The 16,600-nt window shown below is 45.7% G+C and carries 12 protein-coding genes; 6 read left to right on the top strand and 6 right to left on the bottom strand.

The window, feature by feature from the left end; genetic code table 11:
- Positions 1–77: 77 nt before the first annotated feature.
- Positions 78–740, bottom strand: a complete 663-nt coding sequence (locus NM125_RS09575) for a WbqC family protein (protein WP_255134680.1) — start codon at positions 738–740, stop codon at positions 78–80.
- 181 nt (positions 741–921) lie between these two features.
- Between NM125_RS09575 and gltX the strand changes: the two genes are divergently transcribed.
- Positions 922–2,403 carry a glutamate--tRNA ligase gene (gene gltX / locus NM125_RS09580; RefSeq protein ID WP_255134681.1) on the top strand — a complete coding sequence of 494 codons (1,482 nt, stop codon included), beginning with the start codon at positions 922–924 and terminating at the stop codon, positions 2,401–2,403.
- Positions 2,404–2,898: 495 nt separating this feature from the next.
- Here gltX and NM125_RS09585 read toward each other — a convergent pair whose 3' ends face one another.
- Together NM125_RS09585 and NM125_RS09590 are read right to left on the bottom strand one after the other, a co-directional pair.
- Positions 2,899–4,644 carry a M14 family metallopeptidase gene (locus NM125_RS09585; RefSeq protein ID WP_255134682.1) on the bottom strand — a complete coding sequence of 582 codons (1,746 nt, stop codon included), beginning with the start codon at positions 4,642–4,644 and terminating at the stop codon, positions 2,899–2,901.
- A gap of 8 nt (positions 4,645–4,652) precedes the next feature.
- Positions 4,653–6,299 (bottom strand): M14 family metallopeptidase, encoded by a 1,647-nt coding sequence (locus NM125_RS09590; RefSeq protein WP_255134683.1) that lies wholly within the window; start codon positions 6,297–6,299, stop codon positions 4,653–4,655.
- 167 nt (positions 6,300–6,466) lie between these two features.
- On the opposite strand from NM125_RS09590, the gene NM125_RS09595 reads away from it, so the two are divergent.
- Positions 6,467–8,182 carry a Na+/H+ antiporter NhaC family protein gene (locus NM125_RS09595; protein ID WP_255134684.1) on the top strand — a complete coding sequence of 572 codons (1,716 nt, stop codon included), beginning with the start codon at positions 6,467–6,469 and terminating at the stop codon, positions 8,180–8,182.
- A gap of 50 nt (positions 8,183–8,232) precedes the next feature.
- On the opposite strand, the gene NM125_RS09600 is transcribed toward NM125_RS09595, so the two are convergent.
- Complete coding sequence (locus NM125_RS09600) at positions 8,233–8,997, bottom strand: NRDE family protein (protein ID WP_255134685.1); 765 nt, start codon at positions 8,995–8,997, stop codon at positions 8,233–8,235.
- Positions 8,998–9,079: 82 nt separating this feature from the next.
- On the opposite strand from NM125_RS09600, the gene NM125_RS09605 reads away from it, so the two are divergent.
- On the top strand, positions 9,080–11,692 hold the full coding sequence (locus NM125_RS09605) for a PP2C family protein-serine/threonine phosphatase (RefSeq protein WP_255134686.1): 2,613 nt from the start codon (positions 9,080–9,082) through the stop codon (positions 11,690–11,692).
- A gap of 84 nt (positions 11,693–11,776) precedes the next feature.
- Positions 11,777–12,472 (top strand): metal-dependent transcriptional regulator, encoded by a 696-nt coding sequence (locus NM125_RS09610; RefSeq protein WP_255134687.1) that lies wholly within the window; start codon positions 11,777–11,779, stop codon positions 12,470–12,472.
- 41 nt (positions 12,473–12,513) lie between these two features.
- On the opposite strand, the gene hisF is transcribed toward NM125_RS09610, so the two are convergent.
- Positions 12,514–13,272 (bottom strand): imidazole glycerol phosphate synthase subunit HisF, encoded by a 759-nt coding sequence (gene hisF, locus NM125_RS09615; protein WP_255134688.1) that lies wholly within the window; start codon positions 13,270–13,272, stop codon positions 12,514–12,516.
- 198 nt (positions 13,273–13,470) lie between these two features.
- Here hisF and NM125_RS09620 point away from each other — a divergent pair, with 198 nt between their 5' ends.
- Both NM125_RS09620 and NM125_RS09625 read left to right on the top strand, forming a co-directional pair.
- The gene (locus NM125_RS09620; RefSeq protein ID WP_255134689.1) at positions 13,471–14,298 is read left to right on the top strand and encodes an AMP-binding protein; all 828 of its coding nucleotides are present in this window, start codon (positions 13,471–13,473) and stop codon (positions 14,296–14,298) included.
- A 66-nt stretch (positions 14,299–14,364) separates the two neighbouring features.
- Positions 14,365–15,606: a serpin family protein gene (locus NM125_RS09625; protein ID WP_255134690.1), complete on the top strand. Its 1,242-nt coding sequence runs from the start codon at positions 14,365–14,367 to the stop codon at positions 15,604–15,606.
- Positions 15,607–15,829: 223 nt separating this feature from the next.
- Here the strand turns inward: NM125_RS09625 and hisA are convergent, their stop codons facing one another.
- Positions 15,830–16,546 carry a 1-(5-phosphoribosyl)-5-[(5-phosphoribosylamino)methylideneamino]imidazole-4-carboxamide isomerase gene (hisA, locus tag NM125_RS09630; RefSeq protein ID WP_255134691.1) on the bottom strand — a complete coding sequence of 239 codons (717 nt, stop codon included), beginning with the start codon at positions 16,544–16,546 and terminating at the stop codon, positions 15,830–15,832.
- Between the last annotated feature and the right edge of the window lie 54 nt (positions 16,547–16,600).

Genomic DNA, 16,600 nt, shown 5'->3' on the forward strand with positions numbered 1-16,600 from the left:
AATGTATGCTCACATCAACTTGGAGAAAGGGGAGCGCTCGGAACTGGCTAACCTGGCTTCAAAACTGTTGTAGGTGTTTAAGTAATATTCTCAAAAACCTTAAAACTCTCTTTCCCACAGTTCATCAAAAGATCAATGATGGAGCACTCGGGGAGGAAACCATCGCCTAACTGAGCATATTCGGGATGCTCTTTTAAAGCAGGTTTGGCCTGGTCGCTCAGCCACTGGTAGTTTTTGGAGTCATACTCCTGGTAGAGAATATCGGCTCCGGTTTTTTCCAGAAAGACATCCGGATTGGGATCGAAGCCTGAAACCTGACTTGCCAGCTCGTACTCAATATTCAACTCCAGGTAAGTCATAATCCGCTCAAAAAAGTAGATATTGAAATCGAGGAGCTTTTCAAATTCAGCAGCTTGATCAATGTCGTGCTGCAGCTCATCTACAAAAAAATCAAACCAGGTGGCTTCGGAGTAGGAGTGATAGATGGCATTCCAAAACGGCTCTATCCAGTCCTCATCATGTTCAATACGGACTTCACCGATAGCCTTTTTTTTGTCCTCCGTTTTAATAGGGATGTTTATCCACTGTTTGACTTGTTCCCCCTTAATAACTGCTCTGTGGGTGCGTCCCTTTCTCGACCACTGCTCCAGATCATTCCATATAACCCGGTCGGCTTTCAGCATCGCGGCAAGGTCATAGAGGTTAGGCGCAAATTGAGGTTGTACTATTGTAAGTTTCAAGAGAAATAGTGAATTAGGAAAATCATTAACACGTAAGCACTTCCTTTTTTAAAAAGTACGAAAGTGTTTACGTGTTAAGGTAGGTTGTTTGAAAATCAACGTCCAAATAGGTACTGTAATTTTCTTATCTTTAAAGACTATAATATTTGAATTTAAAACATTACAAAAAACGAGATACTAAATGAGCGTTCGCGTACGATTTGCGCCATCACCCACCGGATTTTTACACATTGGCGGACTGAGAACCGCACTTTATAACTATTTATTTGCCCGTCACAATGAGGGCACTTTTGTGTTGAGAATCGAAGACACCGATCAATCCCGATATGTAGAGGGAGCCGAGCAGGATATTATTGATTCCCTGGAATGGGCCGGAATGGAAATTGATGAAGGCCCCGGAAAAAGCGGAGAATTTGGTCCGTACCGACAAAGCAAGCGAAAGGATATCTATCACAAATATGCCGAGCAGCTGATTGAAGCCGGGCATGCGTACTATGCTTTCGATACCGTTGAGGAAATTGATGAGATGCGGGAGCGACTGGAAAAATCCGGTAATCCTTCTCCCAAATACGATTCCATCACCCGTCAGTCTATGAAAAACAGCCTGACGCTTTCTCAGGATGAAGTTCAGAAACGACTGGACAACGGCGACGAATACGTGGTTCGTTTGAAGGTTCCCAGAAAAGAGAACATCCGATTTGAAGATGAAATTCGCGGGCATGTTTCTTTCGATACTGAAGGATTGGATGACCAGGTGCTATTGAAGTCAGACGGAATGCCGACCTATCACCTGGCAAATGTGGTGGACGATCACACCATGGAAATCTCGCATGTAATCCGTGGGGAAGAATGGCTGAGCAGTACGCCAAAACACATTCTTCTGTATAATGCTTTTGGATGGGAGCCGCCGAAAATGGCTCACCTGCCGTTGATTATGAGCCCGAGCGGAGGAAAGCTTTCCAAGCGTAAGGCTGAGAGCGAAGGAATTCCGGTGAACACCAAAGATTATATGAAAGGACATTACGAGCCGGACGCCCTGGTGAACTTCCTGGCTTACTTAGGATGGAGCCCCGGCGACGATTCTGAAATTCATGACATGAAAGAGTTGTGTGGGTTATTCACACTCGATCGTGTGAGCAAAGGCGGAGCGGTTTTCAATTACAAAAAGCTGATGTGGTACAATGAAAACTATATCCGGGAGCATTCGGTAGATGAGCTGAAGCCCAGAGTGAAGGCTCTTTTTGAAGAATCCAAGTTTGAGATCCCCGGCGATGAGTTTTTGACACACGTGATTGAATTACTCCACGAGCGCGTTTCTACCATCGAGGAATTTGTAAGTATGGGCGCGTTCTTTTTCGAAGCTCCAACCGAGTATGATGAAAATGCGCTCAAAAAATGGAAGGATGACAGCCCGGTGATTCTAAAAGCTTATCGTGATAAAATCGAGCAGCTTTCCGAAGAAGAGTTTGAAGCGGTAACGCTGAAGGACAAGATCAAAGAAACCATTGAAGAGCATGAAGTTGGTTTCGGAAAGCTGATGATGCCCCTGCGTGTGGCTGTTAGTGGGCAAGGTTTTGGTCCTGACCTGACACCGGCGCTTGAGCTCATCGGAAAAGAAGAAGTGCTGGATCGTATTGATACAGCCATCGACAAACTGGGGTGATGGAACACGGATTAGCCGGATTTAGCGAATAGTCGCAGATAAGTTTTGTAGATAAGTCAATAACTATAAATCAGTGACTATCTGTAGTATCAGTGTTATCTGCGTTCAAATTCTATGGTAAAGTGAGTGAGGTAAAACACGGCAATAGCGCAAGTGTCGCGCTTATGCGGTGTTGAATTCGGCTTTGTTGGCAGTCTTGAAAGTCCAAGCGGACGCTTGAACTATTGAACAATCTGACTATCTGTAGTATCAGTGTCATCTGCGTCCCAATTCCATTTAAAAAGGATATGATGTAAACCTTTCCAAAGTTAAAACGGGAAGGTTTACATTATTTGGCATGAACAACTTTGGAAAGGTTGGTTAAAAGCCAATAAGCCAATAAGCCAATAAGCCAATAAGCCAATAAGCCAATAAGCCAATAAGCCAATAAGCCAATAAGCCAAAAAAAGGAGATCGCGGGTCCGGGCCCGCGATGACTCACTTCACTTCATTTTATTATTTCTTTCGGGAAACCAGTCCGCCTTTCTTACTATCTACGGTGATGGTATAATTGTTACCACGGCTGATAATCCACCGAACGGTTACTGAATCCATTCCGGGAATGTTATCCACGGCCAGTTTCTCAGGATTGTGTTTTTGCTCTATGGTTTGATTCAGTGCTCGGTTCGTAACAATCATGCCGGCTTCAACCCGGGCCCCGTCAATACTGATGTAATTCGGAGGGGTAATCTTGTATTTCAGATCCTGGCTGGCATGAGTGGGAATCATACGGGTGTTGGTAATTACGGCTGTCACTTCCTTAAGGCCACCACCTAAATCCCTTTCAGAAATCTCATCAATAACCAGTTGAGGGGTGTGGTAAGCGTGGTAAATGGTGAAGGCCATATTTCGGTGTGCCATCTGCTCCAGTAGAAACCCGGGGTGGGCACGACCGAGGTTTTTCTTAAGCCCGCCTATTTCAATCTCTCCGTACTGAGGGTGATCATAGGGCTCCCATTCCACCAGAGCATCATTAAAAAGGAGGTATTTGTTGAATTCATACACTTGTTCGCCATACCGGCCACCGCCATCTTCATTAAACATCTCGTAGGGAGTCCACAGCTCGTTGGTAAAAGTAAACGCTCCACGGCTTCCGTAGAACCAGTCCAGTTCTCCGCCAAACACACTGTAGAGATCTTCAAAAACAACCAGGTAGTCATAGCCGGGCATCAGGCGTTCTCCCATTTCTCCGATGGCGTCATACACCTGTACATCCGATCGATTGTAGGTATCGCGATCTTCTTCGGCACCCGGTCCGCGCAGCATCATACCGCCGGCGTTATGGTAACTCTGTCCGGCCGCGATGTTGGGGTGATCCATCACAAATTCCATCACCGCTCTGTTCTCAGGCAGTGAAAAAGGATATTTGTGCGCTCCGCGTTGAATATAATCGGGTTGCCAGTTCCAGCCCCAGTCCCGGTTAGGATCGTAATAGCCTTCGGCATCTTCATTGATGCGACCATCGTTGTCGTTATCCAGCCCTTCCGATCCAAGCAGTTCATATTCGCCGAACTCGCCGTCTCCTACACGCTGCATCAGTTCGGGATATTCAGGATGGGGATTAAACTGCCCGCGCGGATTCTTGCGGCGCATGTAGGTGATGCTTCCGTCGCCATTCAGGTCATCGTATTTGTCTTCATTAACCTTTCCGTCCAGGTCGTTGTCGATGGGCTTCATCCCGGACCGGGGAGAGCTTGCGGTATTCGGAGCCTCAAAGAAGTTTTCGCGTCCATCCGGGTTGATGGTTGGTGCGATATAAAACGTCTTTTCATTCAACAGCTGCGTGATGAACTCATTCTTTCCAAACATCTCAGCGAGATACCAAGCGGTGTAAAGCGAGACTTCCGTTCCTTGTATTTCGTTAGAGTGAATGTTTCCGTCTATATACATAGCCGGCTTTCGGTCTGCGTTGCCTTCCCTGAAATTGCTGACGGTCAGTAACCAGATATCACGCCCTTCATAAGACTTTCCAATCGATTCTCGTTTAACGAGGTTTGGATGAGCATCAGCCAGTTCTTTGGTGAAATCAGTGATGGTCTCATAGGTATAGTATCGGTTCCAGCTGGCTTCCACTTTTGGATTGGCCGGTGAACCGGCTGCCTGGAAAAACCCATCGGTAATTTGGCCTTGAACCGTTGACGGCTGCATCCAGACAAGACCAACAAGGGCTGTAAAAAGTAAAAAGTGTGTTAATTTCTTCATGGCTAACTCTATCGGATGGTATGTTCTTTGGTTGAAATTCCGGTATTCGGGGCTCCGGCTGAGAGGCTGAAAGTGCCTTTTCCTCGAACCAGCCAGGTTTTCTGAATGCTTCCGTCACCTTGAATCGACTCAATGGTATCCAGCCTTTCACCGCTCACAAGTTCAAGTCCGTTTGAAAGGCTAATCTCCACAACTACTTCTTTTACCCAATCGGTACGTTCTCCCAGTCGGGAGGCTGTCGGTAAAATTCCATCATTGTGGATATCCACGGTGATTCGGGTCAGGTTCCGGCCGGCTTGTTGTGCTTCAAAATTCACAAGTTTAACGGATGGCTTCATGGAAGCAAGTTCCAGGATAAAGTCGGTATGTTTTTGAGCAAGTGAATCCACCATTTGGTAAGGAGGATTTAACCGTACATAAGGTTTAATACCACCCACCTCCACTGTTTTGTTCGGAAAATCGGGGTGATTAACTTGCTGCCATTCTGCAAAGGCATTCAGGTTATTCTGCTCAGCCCAGGCAAGGAACTGGGCATCTTCGCTGTCAAATTTCAGAGGTTCTTCTTCCTCATCGGTTACTTCGGGAGTCCACCAACCGGGAGTGCTGAAGCTAAATCGGCCATAGTGGAAATACGCCCACTGGAAAAAGTCGCCGGGCTGTCCGTTCATCTCCGGAGCATTTTTGAGTCCGGTTATGTCGTTGTATTTGTCGGATACGAGTTTATTGATGGCTACATCATCTTCATACCAACCTTTGATTACGCGCTGACTAACAGCTCCCCGATTGAACTTTACGGGCGTACTCAGGTTATTGGCCGGGCCAAACGATACAACGGAAAAAACGTTAGGTGCTTCCTCAAACAAGAAGTCTAAAACGGCCCGGGTCTCAATCTGGGAAGCCATATTCTCTCCGGCGCCCGGTTCAAAGTAGGGATAATCGTAGGTGAAGTTCATGTTGATATTGACGCCACCAGGGTTGTCTTCATTGAATGCCCCGTCTCCATCATCATCGATACCCTCGGTGAATAATTTATAAGAACCTTTTTCCCCTTTAGTGATGTCGGCCTTTTTCAATAACCGCTCATCTTCTGGGTGAATCATCCACTTACCGGTTTCGTCCTGCACCCGCATCATGGTTATGAGGTTATCGTTGTTCAGATCGTTAAAAGGATCTTCATCAAAAGCATCGTCTCGGTCTTCGTTGGTGGAGGAGGTGTTTACATCCCGTTCATACTTCAGCGAAGCAAAATACTGCTCGGTGGCATCCGGGTTAATTCTCGGAAGCACATAAAATGTGGTGGTTTGTAGAAGCCGGCTGACTTCCTCTGAAGAAGCATTCGCAAGCAGTTTCTCCGCAAAAGTTAAGGCAAGCTCGCTTCCAAGAAGGTGTGAGCCTTTAGCCCCGCCCACCACTGCAACCGCCGGATGGTTTTGGACATCACCCGAACCAATGGTAAGCAGCCAGATATCCCGGCCATCTTTTGTTTTGGCAAGAGAGGTAAGTTGGGCGAGGTTTTCATAATTGTCTTCAAGCTCATTCAACCGGTCGGTAAGCGTGTTGAAGTTGCTATAGCTGTTCTGAGCGACGGTAAACCCCGATAAGCAGAGTCCCCATCCCAAAATAAACAGCATCGATCGCAGTATCCTGTTATTCATATTCCGTAATTAGATTTTAAAGTATAGCGAGATAGTAACCCGTTGAACGCTGCAATTCAAAGGCAGAACTGTTAAAAGTTAATAAGCAGGCCCAACTTAGCATCTTGGTTTTAACTCAATAGATGTTATTTTCTGAGCGGCTTAATAATCAGACACGATAATCACGCATGAAAAAGAAAATAGCAGCACTCATTGGGGTGGTTTCCCTATTCATTTTAGCGTCTCAGTATGCCTGGGCAGATGTACAAACGGCTGAGGCTTCCTCATCCATAGTAGGTAGCTGGCTCAGTATCCTTCCGCCACTGGTAGCTATTGGAATCGCCCTGATCTTCCGTCAGGTTCTGTTCGCGTTATTTTTGGGGATCTGGATGGGAGCCTACCTGGCCGGTGAACTTACCTTTTTAAATGTATTCGACAGCTTTTTTGCTTCTTTGAGTGATTACATCGTGCCGGGGGTTTCAGATCCGGACAGAATGAGTATCGTAATTTTTTCCATCCTGATTGGCGGTATGGTAGGTATCATCACCGATAACGGAGGAACCCGTGGGGTTATTAAGGCCATTACCCGGTTTGTGCGAACAAAAGTGCAGGGACAGTTAGTGACTTCGCTGATGGGTTTTGTAGTATTTTTTGATGATTACGCTAATACGATGGTGGTGGGAAATACCATGCGTCCGCTAACCGATAAGCTTCGCATTTCGAGAGCAAAACTGGCGTACCTGGTGGATGCTACTGCCGCACCCATTGCCACTATTGCTCTGGTGAGTACCTGGATTGGTGCTATGGTGGGATTCATTGCCACAGCCGAAGCAGAAATGGCCAATTTTAATGAAGCAGCCTACTCGGTATTTATCAATTCACTGCCGTACAACTTCTACGCATTCTTCACCATTTTATTCGTGATCCTGATTGCCGCTTCCGGGCGTGATTTTGGCACCATGCTGAAGGCTCGTATAGACCTGTATAAGGCCAAGCACGATTCCAAGCTGGATAAATACAATCTCTACAAAGATAAAATTGAGGAAGACGAGGCCAAGAAATCTGAATCGCATTGGGCAAATGCGGCCATCCCGATTCTGACGCTTGTATTCGGAACCATAATCGGGTTGTTTGTGACCGGTGAAGGAAACAGCATTCAGGCTATTGTTGAGACTGCTAATTCATATGATGCTTTATTATGGGGATCACTGGCTTCCGTAGTGGTAGCCATTGGGATGACGCTGGCTCAGAAGCTGCTTGACATCGAAAAAACGCTGGAAGGCATGATGAATGGCATGCATGTGATGTTTGACGGAGTGCTGATCCTGGTACTGGCATGGGGATTGAGTGATGTGACGGTGGCACTGGGTACCGCCGATTACCTGGTTTCTGTTTTCGGAGAAACGCTGAATCCTTATTGGATGCCGGCAATTGTACTGGTGCTTTCGGCGCTGACGGCATTTGCAACCGGTTCAAGCTGGGGAACCATGGGAATTTTGATGCCGCTGGTAGTCCCACTGGGTTGGGAGATTGGAATTAATACCGGCGTACCTATGGAAACCACACTGGAGATTATCTATGCAAGTGTGAGTGCAGTATTAGCCGGATCGGTTTGGGGAGATCATTGCTCACCGATTTCAGACACCACTATTTTAAGTTCGTTAGCCACGCAGTGTGATCATGTGGAGCATGTAAATACGCAGCTTCCATATGCGATGATTGTTGGTACGATTAGTATTCTGGCTATGATTGCGGCGATCGTTTTAAACATCTCTGTTTGGATTATCTACCCGGTTGGGGTCGCCATCATTGTGGGGATTATCTACAAATTCGGGAAAATACCTGATCCTGAAAACTACACACCGGAAGGGAAAGAACCGGCCATCACCAGCCTGGACGGATAAAAGGATGGAATTTTATGGTCAGAATCGAAGAGGAAGAATTTCTGCCGGCATTAAATACTGAAGTGCTGTTCGCCTTCAACCTGTGTGGTTCCCGGTTTAAACCTTCGCTCGGTAAAATCGATGGTTCCTTCTTTATCAATTAGCAGAACCGTGGAACACCGGGAACCATAGCTTTCGGTTTTGATGAAAATGGAGGAGACTGCTTTTTCTAATTCTTTGGGAATGCCGGTTACAGGAAGTTCAGTATCGGGTGCTTTTCGCTCATCAGCCAGAAGCTTGAACAACTCTTCTTTATCAAAATTCTCTTCAGAAATGATAGTTTTTAATTGCTGATTGGCTCTTTCTAACTTCGGCCAGGGCGTGTCGAGCAGGGCATTGCTCAACCCATGAATACCCGGTTCAATCCGGCTTACTTTTTTATTCTGGTTGGAATAGTGGTAAAAGTCTTTGTGATCCCACACCAGTAAATTAAAGCCGTTATACAATTCGGCCTTTTTCGAAAGTCCGGCCAGGTAATCCATTGCCGTTTGCTTGTTCTTCAGGTAATCGAGAACGATTTCCCCTCTGCTGGGTGGGTCTTCTTTTTTGATGGAAGGGTCGCGATAGTTGGTAAGAGCGCTCCATCTTCCATCTTTATTTACTCCCAGCCAGGTACCGCCCGCTTCAAGGTCTTTACCGGCTAAGATATTTGGTTTACCTTCCTCTGTCCAAAATTGTGCTTTACGTGTTGGCCGACCATAGAACTCATCCCGATTGCCGGCTAAGATAAGATCGTATTTGGGGTGAGCCTTGTATGCGAATGTGATTAAGCACATAAATAATACCAACGGGTTTCGATATTTGCCTGAATCTAAGCATATTCATGAAACCTAATACAAGTTTTTCGTAAAGAGATACATGCAACAGAGTAAAAAACTCTTTAGGGATGTTTTGATTTTTCTATTCGGGGTGGCCGGGATAGGGTGGTTCTTCTATTCATTTCAAAATCATCATCCATTTACTATTACCCACACCAAAGTGCCTAAAGGCCACATCATTGAAAAAGCAGACTCTGTTTTTCAAAGCTGGCAGTACCAGGCCTTGGACTTTTATCCTCAAACTGAATTCAACACCGAAGAGGATGTAATTGATTCACTTCAGGTAAAATGGGGAATCAGTGAGTTCAAGAATAAACTGAGGGAATCCGAATTCCTGCAAAACCTGCCCCTGGCTAAATGGGAAGTCCGGGAATACAACTTACAAAGTGAAAATAATGATTACTCGGTAGAGGTTGGGCTGACTCCGGATGGTAAAGTGGTGGACTTCTTGGCAACTACCGAATTAATAAACCAGCAGCGACCATTTAACCGTTATGCGGTGCGGACGGTATTTCAAAACCAGGTTGATAATTACTCCCGGGGATTGGAGGATTCATTGCTCACCGGGCTCTCGGATTATCAGCATCTGAACACGGAGTCGGGTTCCAACTCCCAGGCGCTCACCATTATTGAACGGCTGCGGGAGATTCGCGGAATGCAGGATGAACGTGTTTATGAGATGAACAACATCTGGAATCTGGCAGATTTCTATTTGGGCAGGACTGCCTGGCGCTCAATGGATCTGCAACAGGATACGGCGGAGTTGGTAGATCAGGCAGGCTTACGTTTTGCCAGGGCAACTTATTCCGCATCAGATTCTGCCACGGGTGTTAATGTTGAGCTGACCATGGAGTTGCTGCCGGCCGGCTCCATGAAATCCATGTCGTACCGCATTTATCCGCGTATTGAAGAAAGCAGCTCAAAAGTAACTGATATCCTGGAGGGTACGTCCCTGTTTGTGATCCTGGTATTTGCTCTGTGGCTGCTCTTTGTTTTTTATTTAAGGATTAAAGCCCGAGCTATCGATACAAAGCCTGCAATTATTATTGCGGTACTTGCCGGGTTTCTTGTTCCCGGTTTTTGGCTGCTGAACTTCATTGATCAAATGGGATGGATGTACGGGTTCAACGGATCGGTTACCATCTTCCAAAACCTGATGATGCTCGGCATCATGGGGGCGATTGGCGCTGTAGGTTTCTTCGTATTAACGGCGGTAAGTGATTCCATCACCCGGCAATACTGGCCCGAAAAACTAAAAACCTGGGATTTGGTACGCCGTGGTTTATTCATGAATAAACCTGTAGGCTGGGGAATGGTTAATGCAATTGCCATCGGGGGAATATTGGTTGGGATTGTGGGGCTGTTTTTGTCGATGTTTGATACCACCTATATATCTGCAAACACCGGTTTGATGTCGGATGATTATTTTCTTCCCTCTATAGCAAACCTGATGGTTACCACACTTTTCGTGCTGGTGATCGTAGTTCCCCTTTATTTGATTATCGGAAATCAGATCAAAGGCATGGTTGGGCGCGACTGGATTATTCCGATTGTAAGTGCCGTGCTTTTTGCGCTGATTGATCTTCTCCCATTTAACATTGAGCCGGATGAACTGGACCGTTTATTGAGGGGAGTCCTTGGATTTGTGTTGGGGTATTTCTACCTGCGTTACGATTTTTTGACCATCGTTTTCGGAGCCTTTTTGTTTGTCAATTTTCTAACGACTTCCAATGGCTGGCTACTCGAAGGCTCACCCGATGCAAACACCTTTTACATGTTCATGATGGTGCTTCTGACCTTTGCAGTAGGAGGTATCTATTTTGTGTTTAAAGGAACTGAGAGGGATGAACTTCCCGAATATGTGCCGGGCTATATCGAAGATCAGGCGAAGGAACAGCGCCTTAAGCAAGAGCTTTCCATTGCCCGTGTTGTGCAGCAAACGTTTTTGCCATCAAAAATCCATCACTTGCCGGGAATTGATATCGCCGGAATTTGTATCCCTGCCCAGGAAACCGGCGGAGATTATTACGACATGATTTCGCTGGGCGATCAGCGCACGGCACTGGCCATCGGCGATGTGAGCGGGAAAGGAATTCGGGCTGCTTTCTATATGACCTTTACCAAAGGAGTGCTTCACAGCTTAAGCGCGTTGATTTTGTCTCCGGTAGAGCTGCTCAACCAGCTGAACAGGTTGTTCAATGAAAACGCAACCCGGGGTACCTTTATCTCTATGATTTACGGAATTCTTGAAGCCGACAAAAGACAATTTACCTTCGCCAGAGCCGGACACAACCCGATGCTTGTGGTTCGTGCCAATGGTGATACGGAATGGCTGAAGCCAAATGGGGTTGGCATTGGAGTTGCTCAAAAAGCGGAAGCTTTCATTAAATGTACCGAAGAAGCTACCCTCAAGCTGAAAGAGGGTGATGTGGTTATCATGTACACCGATGGCATTACGGAAATGCTGAATGCCGGCAATCACTTTTATGGAGAGGAACGGCTTGAGCGACTGGTTAAAGGGGTGAGAAAAGCTTCATCCGAAAAAATCATGGAGATTATTGTGGATGATGTGAACGAGTTTAAAGGCGTTGTTAAACAACACGACGATATGACCTTGTTAATAATCAAAGCCGATGCCTCAGTAAATCAGTAATTTTTGTATTTTAGCCTTTGCTAAGAACTTAATACACCGCTGTTAAACTTAAACGGTGTTCAATTCCTTAAAAAATTTCATCCATTGCGAGAATCATTAAAAAATAACATGGGCTTAAGTCAGTCTGTAGAAGATTACCTGAAAGTCATTTATGTGTTAGAATCTGAAGGTGAAGGGACTACTACAACAAGAATTGCTAATGCGCTGGACGTTTCTTCTGCTTCGGTAACCAATATGCTGAAGCGCCTTGCAAAGATGAATTTACTGGAATATGAATCTTACAAAGGTGCTAAGTTAACCGATGCCGGAAATAAAATTGCCCTGGAGATCTTGCGGCACCACCGACTATTGGAGTTATACCTTAAAGAAGTGATGGGCTATTCCTGGGATGAAGTACACGATGAAGCCGAGAAACTGGAACATCATATTTCGGAGCAATTTGAAGATCGTATTGCTGAATTACTGAACCACCCCACACACGATCCTCATGGCGATCCCATTCCTTCCAAAGACGGAATCATGCCAACTATGGCCCAGCTTTCCATATCCGAAGCGGAGGAAAATACACCATACATCATCGGTCGCGTGAAAGACCAGGACCCGGAATTACTGCGTTATCTGGAGAAAATCGGGGTGCTGCCCGGGTCAAAAGTAGAGGTTATCGAAAAAGCTCCGTTCGATGGACCGGTTAAAATCCGCCTGGAAGATAACATAGAGCAGATGCTGGGTCAGGCCGTTGCCAGCGAAGTGTATTTAATTGAAGCTGACAACCCTGTATAGACCACAAATCTAAGGCTTCGATTTGATTGCGGAAATGATAATCAGGTTTGCCGTACTTCGATATTAGCAGCCTTCATCTTCTCCTTAAGGTCTTTGATCTCAATTTCTTTAAAGTGAAAAATACTGGCTGCAAGCACAGCATCCGCGTTTCCTTTGGTGATGGCTTCAATACAGTGCTGAACAGTACCGGCACCTCCACTGGCAATCACGGGTATATGGACGATGCCGTTAATTTTATCCAGAATATCGATATCGAAGCCGCTCTTGGTGCCATCGCGATCCATGCTGGTGAGCAGAATTTCACCGGCTCCCCGTTTTTCTATCTCCTGCATCCATTCAATAGCATCTAAGCCGGTATCTTCAGTGCCTCCTTTGATGTACACATTCCAGCTGTCTCCATGTCTTTTGGCATCAACGGCGGCTACAATAGCTTGGGCGCCGAAAGCCGTGGAGGCTTCGTTAATCAGGTCCGGGTTCTTCACTATACTGCTGTTAAGGGAAACTTTATCGGCACCGGATTTCAGCAGCTCTTCAATTTCATCCACGGTTTTGATGCCACCGCCCACTGTGAATGGGATGTTAATTTCAGCAGCAATTCTTTTAACCAGCTCAACAAGGGTTTTTCTCTTTTCAAGCGTTGCGGTAATATCAAGAAAAACCAGTTCGTCGGCACCTTCCTCGCTGTATCGTTTGGCTAATTCAACGGGGTCACCGGCATCCCTTAATCCTTCAAAATTGACGCCTTTTACGGTTCGTCCGTCTTTAATATCCAGGCAGGGAATGATTCGTTTCGTGAGCATAGAGTTTTGAAAATCTGCTTAACCTCTGCGGATACACAATTGGGTGTAGGTGATAAATTTCCAGATCCCGCTTGGCTAAAAATTAGACTCCAAATATAGAAAATTCTTAAAACGTGTGTTAGTGAAATAAGGATAAAGATAGACCGGCAATGAACCCAAAGTCCTGATTTTGAGTTACACTGCAAAAGAAATAATGACATGAAGTTTAAAACCACAGACGTTTCAAAACCGGCCGGTGAAATCCTAAGCGAAGTGATGGGAGGTTCGCATTCTCAACTGTTGATTCCACCCAAACTGGCAGACGAAAATCCACCTGCGCAACATCCTGAGTCCGATGAAAAACATATCGGACTGTTTTCCAGTGGTACAACCGGTTCACCAAAAGAAATCTGGAACAGCTGTGAAAACCTGATTCGTAATGCCCGGTTTACTGCAGAAGCATTTGGCGTGAAATCAAACCATCGGCTTTTGATGATGGCTGCACCCTGGCATGTAGCCGGACTCAGCTGGGCCATTATGGCTGAAGAGCTTGGGTGTGAATATCAATTCATCACTACAAAAAAAGGTGAAGGCGATAAATGGCTGAAGAATGTCCGGGAGTTTAACCCTGATTTTCTGCTTACCGTACCGGCTGTACTGAGGGCGCTGTATGACAAAGAGTGGTTTGTGCCGCAAGTAGTGTTCGGCGGGTATTCTTTGGATGAAGGCGAGTTTCAAAAATTAAATCCCCATTGTGATTTTACCATTCAGGGATATGGACAAACGGAGGCCGGTGGATTAATCGCGGCTCACAAACGAAAAAGTACAGCTCCGGTTCAGCCTTTTGAGCATTTGTGCAGCGGACATCCCATCCGGGGAGTTCAGTTGAAGTGTGAAGGAACACCCGAAAATCCGGCTCCAATATATATTCAATCAGAAACGGCCTTCACCGAACAAGAGTACAACAGCCGGGACGTGGGATTCATGGATTCGTCGGGCAGAGTGTATGTATCGGGCAGAGCTGATGACATTGTTAAACAAAAGTAGAGAAGGACAATTTTCTCTCCTGTTTTTCATTTAATATATTGAGTTGTCTAATTACAGGAGAAGACTATGAGACCCAATCGTTTACTATCGTTTTTATTAATCGCTGTTTTTTTAATTCCGCTAAGTTGTACCACCGATGTTACCGGCCCCAACCCGAACGGTGAATTGCCGAGAGAACTTTCCGCAGCTGAAAAGAAACTGGTTGAGGACGGGCAGTCATTCGGGTTTAATGTGTTTAAAAGCACAGTGGCCTCCGACTCATCGGAAAACATCTTCATTTCACCGCTCAGCATTTCGGTAGCTCTGGGAATGACGATGAACGGTGCGGAAGGGGAAACCTTCGAGCAGATGCGGGAGACGCTCACATTTCAGGGGTTGAGCCAGGAGGAAATAAACCAAGGATATCAGTCATTAATAAAGCTGCTGACGGAAGCTGATCCCAAAGTGAAAATGCAAATCGCGAACTCAGTGTGGAGCAGAGACGGTTTTCCTGTAGAGGAATCTTTTACCAACACCCTTGGGGAGTATTTTGATGCAACAACCCGTGAGCTGGATTTTAATGACCCGAAGTCTGTTGATGTTATCAACGATTGGGTGAAAGGCAATACCAATGGATTGATTGAAAAGATTATTGACGGGCAAATTCCACCCGAAATGGTAATGTATCTGATCAATGCCATCTACTTCCAGGGCGATTGGACCTATCAATTCGATAAAGACCAGACCCGGGAACGCTCATTCAATCTTGAAGGAGGCGGAGAAGTGAGGGTGGACATGATGAGCCAGGAGCGCCTCTTCAATATCACTATGAATGAGGAAGTCCATATGATTGACTTGCCCTATGGAGACAGCTTGTTTAGCATGACCGTTATGATGCCAGCCGATGAGGAAAAATCCATTGATGAGTTTATAAGTCAGGATCTGAGCAAAGAAAATTTTGATTCCTGGATTTCCGGTTTGAACGGGCGGGATATGCCGTTAAACCTTCCCAAATTTGAATTGTCCTACAAAGTTGAAATGAAAGACATTCTTAAATCGATGGGGATGGAAGTTCCTTTTGAAGAGGGACAAGCTGATTTCTCCGGGATTAATCCCGATGCTCCTCTTTTCATTAGCGAAGTGAAGCACAAAACGTATGTGAAAGTTGATGAGAAGGGAACAGAGGCTGCCGCAGTAACATCAGTTGGAGTAGGGGTGACTTCAATGCCACAAACCTTTTCCGTAGATCGTCCTTTTGTGTTTATGATTCGTGAGCACAACAGCGGGGCCATTCTTTTCATGGGTAAAGTAAAGAACCCTAAATTGTAATCTTCAACTCTCTATACAGGTAATAAAGGCAATAGCGCAAGTGTCCACTTGTGCGGTTTTGGAAACTATAAAGGAGCGCGGAATGGATAAAAGATTTAGTGGCTTGAAAATTCCAAATTCCAAAACCCAATGACCCATATATTTCACTGATTGGGTTCTATTCAAAGAATATGGCAATAGCTCATTGGTCCTCTTGTGCAGTACAGAATCCTCTACAAGAACTTTAGCGGTTGAACTCCGCCATTTCTTCCAGGGTAATTCTGTTTTCGTAATAGGCTTTCCCAACAACCACCGCATCGATGTTTGCATCATTCAGTGTGTGTAAATCATCGAGGGAAGAAACGCCACCGGAGGCAATCAAACGGATATCGGGAAATTGCTTTTGCAGGCTTTCATACAGTTCAAAGTTGGGTCCGGAAAGCGTGCCGTCTTTGGAAATATCGGTGCAGAGTACTTCCTGCAAGCCGTGTTCTATCATCCGGCTCAGGAAAGACTCTACCGATTCTTCCGCTGTTTCAAGCCAGCCGGAGTAGGCAATTTTGCCGTCTTTAAGATCCATGCCCAAAATCATTTTACCGGGGTATTTTGCAAGGGCTTTCAGCCAGTCCTCTTCATTCTTGATAGCCATGGAACTGCAAATCACTTTCGAAAGCCCGGCATCGAGCAGCATCTCAACATCTTCGAAAGTGCGAATGCCGCCACCGGTTTGAACCGAAATCCCCAACTCATCAATAATCTCTTTAATGTGAGGCAGATTGATAAACTTTCCTTCCTTCGCCCCATTCAAATCTACCACATGGATATGCTCAAAGCCGGCTTCTTTAAATTTTCGGGCCTGATTTAATGGGGATTTGTCATAAACAGTAACCTCTTCATATGAACCTTTGTGAAGGCGAACGGCTTGTCCGTTTAGCAAATCGATAGCGGGAATTGTAAGCATAGAATATTTTTTGATGCAAAGGTAGGGCTTCGCAAACTTCTTTTCTTATAACTT

Source organism: Gracilimonas sediminicola (genome assembly GCF_024320785.1).
GTDB classification, from domain to species: domain Bacteria; phylum Bacteroidota; class Rhodothermia; order Balneolales; family Balneolaceae; genus Gracilimonas; species Gracilimonas sediminicola.